This window comes from Saccharomonospora saliphila YIM 90502 (genome assembly GCF_000383795.1).
GTDB classification, from domain to species: domain Bacteria; phylum Actinomycetota; class Actinomycetes; order Mycobacteriales; family Pseudonocardiaceae; genus Saccharomonospora; species Saccharomonospora saliphila.
This window is the reverse complement of the sequence record NZ_KB912709.1, coordinates 1-4,819: the sequence shown is the minus strand read 5'-3', so window position 1 is coordinate 4,819 and position 4,819 is coordinate 1. Positions and strand designations below refer to the sequence as shown.

6 protein-coding genes are annotated in these 4,819 nt (G+C 74.0%); 4 read left to right on the top strand and 2 right to left on the bottom strand.

The genetic code is table 11. The annotated features are described in order from the left end of the window. Positions 1-570 (bottom strand): alpha/beta fold hydrolase (locus SACSA_RS0117405; RefSeq protein WP_019819017.1); only part of this gene is annotated, 570 nt, incomplete at its 3' end. 66 nt (positions 571-636) lie between these two features. On the opposite strand from SACSA_RS0117405, the gene SACSA_RS0117400 reads away from it, so the two are divergent. Beyond that, complete coding sequence (locus SACSA_RS0117400) at positions 637-1,371, top strand: SDR family NAD(P)-dependent oxidoreductase (protein WP_028661981.1); 735 nt, start codon at positions 637-639, stop codon at positions 1,369-1,371. 95 nt (positions 1,372-1,466) lie between these two features. Here SACSA_RS0117400 and SACSA_RS0117395 read toward each other — a convergent pair whose 3' ends face one another. Continuing rightward, positions 1,467-2,525, bottom strand: a complete 1,059-nt coding sequence (locus SACSA_RS0117395) for a UDP-N-acetylmuramate dehydrogenase (protein WP_019819015.1) — start codon at positions 2,523-2,525, stop codon at positions 1,467-1,469. A 25-nt stretch (positions 2,526-2,550) separates the two neighbouring features. On the opposite strand from SACSA_RS0117395, the gene SACSA_RS0117390 reads away from it, so the two are divergent. The 3 genes from SACSA_RS0117390 to SACSA_RS0117380 all read left to right on the top strand — a co-directional run bounded on the left by SACSA_RS0117390 (position 2,551) and on the right by SACSA_RS0117380 (position 4,766). Beyond that, entirely contained in the window at positions 2,551-3,063 is a 513-nt protein-coding gene (locus SACSA_RS0117390; RefSeq protein ID WP_019819014.1) for a DUF2505 domain-containing protein, read from the top strand. Continuing rightward, complete coding sequence (locus SACSA_RS0117385; protein ID WP_019819013.1) at positions 3,042-3,836, top strand: class I SAM-dependent methyltransferase; 795 nt, start codon at positions 3,042-3,044, stop codon at positions 3,834-3,836. The genes SACSA_RS0117390 and SACSA_RS0117385 overlap by 22 nt, the downstream gene beginning before the upstream one ends. Positions 3,837-4,001: 165 nt before the next feature. Continuing rightward, on the top strand, positions 4,002-4,766 hold the full coding sequence (locus tag SACSA_RS0117380; RefSeq protein WP_019819012.1) for a GNAT family N-acetyltransferase: 765 nt from the start codon (positions 4,002-4,004) through the stop codon (positions 4,764-4,766). The last annotated feature ends 53 nt before the right edge of the window (positions 4,767-4,819 follow it).

Genomic DNA, 4,819 nt, shown 5'->3' with positions numbered 1-4,819 from the left:
CGCGCCGAGCAGGGCCTGGGTCGTCGTGCCGGGCACCGGCCGCGCGGCCATGCCCTCGGCGAGCCGGGTGAGCGCGGGCAGGGCGATGCCGGTGTCGTCGGAAAGGGCGTCCGGCAGCGCGGAACGCATGGCGGGACCCACCCGGCCGCCCGAGCGCCCCTTGCCGATCTCCGTGATCGCCCCGACGAACACGAGACCGGCCACGTCGCGGGTGCCGTGGACACGCAGGTAGTCGCTGATCACCAGGCCGCCGTAGGACCAGCCCACCAGCACCGCGGGCCTGTCCAGCAGCCGCAGCACGGCCGCGAGGTCGCCCGCCCAGGCCAGCGGGTCGTCGTAGCCGTCGGCGGGTACGCCGGAGCAGCCGTGTCCGCGCAGGTCCATCGCCGCGAGCCGGAACCGCCGCAGCGCCGGGTCGGCGAGCTGGGCGTTCCACGCCGCCGCCGACTGGGCCCAGCCGTGCACGAACACGATCGCCGGTGCCGGGTCACCGCCGGGCGCGGCGTCCTCGCCGCCTTCGAGGCGGACGCTGATCCGGACCTCCGACGCGCCGACGACCTCGGTCCGCATGCTCGCTCCCCTCCGTGCCGGGCACCCGTTCAGCGGGCTCACAGTACCTGGCACCATCCGGTGGTCATGAGCACCCGAACCGCAGTGATCACCGGAGCGAGCGCGGGCATCGGTGCGGCCAGCGCCCGTGCTCTGGCCGGGGCCGGGTTCCACGTCGTTCTCGGCGCGCGCAGGCTCGACCGCCTTCGCCCGCTGGCCGAGGAGCTCTCCGGCACCGCGTTGCCGCTCGACGTCACCGACGCCGACTCGGTGACCTCGTTCGCCGACCGCGTGCCCGAGTGCCACGTGCTGGTCAACAACGCCGGTGGCGCACGCGGTCTGGAACGCGTCGAGGCCGCCGACGAGGACAACTGGCACTGGATGTGGCAGACGAACGTGCTGGGCACCCTCCGTGTGACGCGGGCGCTGCTTCCGAGGCTGCTCGCCTCCGGCGACGGGCACGTGATCACGGTCACCTCGATCGCCGGGCACGAGGTCTACGACGGCGGCGCGGGCTACACCTCGGCCAAGCACGCCCAGTCGGCGCTGCACCGGACGCTGCGTTCGGAGCACCTCGGCGATCCGCTGCGGCTGACCGAGGTGGTGCCCGGCATGGTCGAGACCGAGTTCTCGCTGAACCGCTTCGGCGGCGACGCCGAGCGCGCCGCCGCCGTGTACCGGGACACGCACCCGTTGACCCCCGAGGACGTGGCCGAGGTGATCGCCTTCGCCGCGACGCGCCCGCCGCACGTGAACCTCGACCAGGTCGTGGTCAAGCCTCGCGCGCAGTACGACGGCAGCCGCGTCCACCGCGAGCGCTGAGGCTCCGGGGGCGCAGTCAAGGCCTCCTTCACTGCGTCCAGTGCAGTCAAGGAGGCCTTGACTGCACGGCAACAACGGCGCGCGGCGGTGGGCGGTCAGAGGGTGCAGTTGACCAGGAGGGGTTCCGGGGTCAGGCGGACGCCGAAGCGGTTGTGGACGCCGTCACGGACCTCGCGGGCCAGCTCCAGCAGGTCGGCCGTGCTCGCGCCGCCCCGGTTGGTCAGAGCCAGCGTGTGCTTGGTCGACAGCGACACCCGGCCACCGGGGCCGGGGTGCCCCTTGGTGTAGCCCGCACGCTCGATGAGCCAGGCGGCCGACAGCTTCACACCGCCGTCGGCCGGGTAACGCGGCACCGCGACGTCGTCGCCCACCGCGTCGGCGATCCGGGCGAGCACGGCGCCCATCTCGCCCTCGGGCACGATCGGGTTCGTGAAGAACGAGCCCGCGCTCCACGTGTCGTGGTCGGCGGGGTCGAGCACCATGCCCTTGCCCCGGCGCAGCGCCAGCACCGCCTCACGCACCTCGGCGGCGGGCACGCGCGACCCGGTCTCCACGCCCAAGGTCCGTGCCAGTTCGGCGTAGCGGACGGGCGCGGACAGGCCGTCGTCGAACAGCCGGAACCGCACCGACAGCACCACGGCGGTGTCGGTGCCCTTGAGCACGCTGGTGCGGTAGGCGAAACCGAGTTCCGAGGCGCCGAGCGTGCGCACCTCGCCGGTGCGCCGGTCGTAGACCTCGACCGAGTCGAGCACCTGGCTGACCTCGCAGCCGTAGGCGCCCACGTTCTGGATCGGCGTCGCACCCGCGCATCCGGGGATGCCGGACAGGCACTCCAGCCCGCCGTACCCGGCCGCGACCGTGGCGGCGACGTAGTCGTCCCAGTCCTGCCCCGCCGCGACCGTCTCCCCGGACGGGCCGGACCACCCGGTCGTGGCGATGCGCACGACCGTGCCGTCGACGCCGTCGTCGGCGATGACCAGGTTCGACCCGCCGCCCACGAGCAGTACCCGCTCGCCCGAGGCGTCGAGGTCGCGCACGGCCTCGACCAGCGTCGCCTTCTCGTCGGCCCGCACGAACCGCCGCGCGGGGCCACCGAGGCGCAGCGTGGTGTACGCGCTCAGCCGTTCACGGCCGACCGTTTCGACAGTGCTCACGCCCGCCAACGGTACTGTCCCCGGCATGGCGACCCCGATCGAGCACCGCGCGACGTTCGCGCACGCCCCCGCCGAGGTGTTCGCCGCCGAGACCGACCCACGGGCGCTGCGCGCGCGGTTGGACAGGCTCGGCGGGACGCACACGGAACTGAGCGCCCACGCCGAGACCGACGACGGTGTGCGTTACACCCTCGTGCAGGGCGTTCCCGCGGACCGGCTGCCCGCAGCCGTGCGGAAGCTGCACAGCGGTGACCTGCTGGTGCGGCGCGAGTACACGTGGACCGTCGGGGGCGCGGAGGAGGGCGAGGCGTACTCCGGCAGCGTCGTGGTGCACGTCGGCGAGCTTCCCGGCCGCATCTCCGCCCGCACCGGTGTCACCCGCTCCGGTGACGAGAGCGTGCTGTGGACCCGGGGCGAGGTCGTCGTGCGCATTCCGCTCGTGGGCGGCAAGATCGAAAGCTTCGTCGCCGAGCAGATCCGCGCCCTGCTCGCCCGCGAGGCCGACCTCACAGCACAGTGGCTCGCGGGCCCGAGGTGATCGGGTCGCCGACGCGCGGCACCACCAACCCGAACCGGCTGCGCCGCGTCGACCGGTGGCTGACGGCGGAGGCGACCGTGCGGCGCGCGCTGTCGGTGGCCGACGATCCCCTCGTGGTGGACCTCGGGTACGGCGCGTCGCCGGTCACCACCGTGGAGCTCGCGCGGCGTCTGGCGGCCACCCGGCCCGGCGTGCGAGTGCTGGGACTGGAACTGGACGCCGGGCGCGTGGCCGCGGGCCGCGCCGTGGCCGACCCACCCCGGCTGGACTTCCGCCGGGGCGGGTTCGAGCTGGCGGGAACGCGCCCGGCTCTGGTGCGTGCCTTCAACGTACTGCGCCAGTACGACGAGAGCGCCGTGGAACCGTCGTGGCGGGCGATGCTGTCCCGCCTGGCCCCCGGCGGAGTGCTCGTCGAGGGCACCTGCGACGAGATCGGCAGGCTGTGTTCCTGGGTCACCCTGACCGCCTCCGGTCCGCGCACGCTCACACTCGCCTGTAGGCCCGACATCCTGGATCGTCCGTCCACTTTGGCACAGAGACTGCCGAAGGCGTTGATCCACCGGAATGTCCCCGGCGAACGAATCCACTCGCTACTTTCCACATGGGATGACTGCTGGGCCTCCGCCGCACCGTTCGGCGTGTTCGGCGCCCGCCACCGCTGGGCCGAGTCGGTGCGGGCGCTGGCCGCGCGCGGCTGGCCGGTGCTGGACCGGCCGCGCCGCCACCGCCTCGGGGAGCTCACCCTTCCCTGGGACGCCGTCGCGAGCGGCTGACCGGCAGCCCCCACCGGCGAGGTAGGGCCTGCCGGTAGGGGGAGCCCGGAGTTGTCCCGGATATCGCCTCGCGTCCCTTCCCGGCCGCGTACCCCGCTGCCACCGTCGGAGACCGGGCCGGGCTTTGTGGCCCGGCGAACTGGGGTTCTCCGGAAAGGGGCAGTCATGACGACACCGGCCTCCACACGACCGGCCGCCACCACGGTGGCGGGCACGCGGCCCTACACCGCCTCGATCGCGCGCTCCGGCACACAGGTACGCGCGGCGCAGCGGCTGCGGCAGCGGGTGTTCACAGCCGAGTTCGGCGCGAACCTCCCCGCGGGCGGTGACACCGACGAGTTCGACGCGATCTGCGACCACCTCGTCGTGCGGAGCGAGGAGGCCGGCGCCGAGGTGGTCGGCACCTATCGCCTCCTGCCGCCGGGGCGCGGCGAGCGGCTCTACTCGTCCACCGAGTTCGACCTCGCCGCGCTCGCGCCGCTGCTGCCGGGTCTGGTCGAGGTGGGGCGTTCGTGCGTCGCGCCCGGGCACCGCGACGGCGCCGTGATCAGCACGATGTGGTCGGCGCTGCTGCGCTACACGACACGGGGCGGGTACCGCTACCTCGCCGGGTGCGCGTCCGTGCCGCTGGCCGACGGCGGCGAGGCCGCCGCGAGCACGTGGCGGCTGGCGCTGACCCGGCACGCGGCCCCGGCGCACCTGCGCGTGGTGCCACACCACCCGTGGACACCGGACGCGCCGATGCCGGACCGGCCGCGCTACACGCACCTACCCCCGCTGCTGCGCGGATACCTGCGGCTCGGTGCGTGGGTGTGCGGACCGCCCGCGCACGACCCCGACTTCGGTGTGGCCGACTTCTTCGTGCTGCTCCCGCTGGAACGCGTGGACGCGCGGTATTCGCGGTTCCTGACGGGCGGCGAGCACCGGTGAACGCCTACCGCGCCGGTTCACCGTGCACACCGGCCTGTGCGGAACACCGGCTG

Bases quoted from the DNA above. Each gene is read 5' to 3' on its own strand.
- SACSA_RS0117400 (WP_028661981.1), top strand. From the start codon at position 637: ATGAGCACCCGAACCGCAGTGATCACCGGAGCGAGCGCGGGCATCGGT.
- SACSA_RS0117390 (WP_019819014.1), top strand. From the start codon at position 2,551: ATGGCGACCCCGATCGAGCACCGCGCGACGTTCGCGCACGCCCCCGCC.
- SACSA_RS0117380 (WP_019819012.1), top strand. From the start codon at position 4,002: ATGACGACACCGGCCTCCACACGACCGGCCGCCACCACGGTGGCGGGC.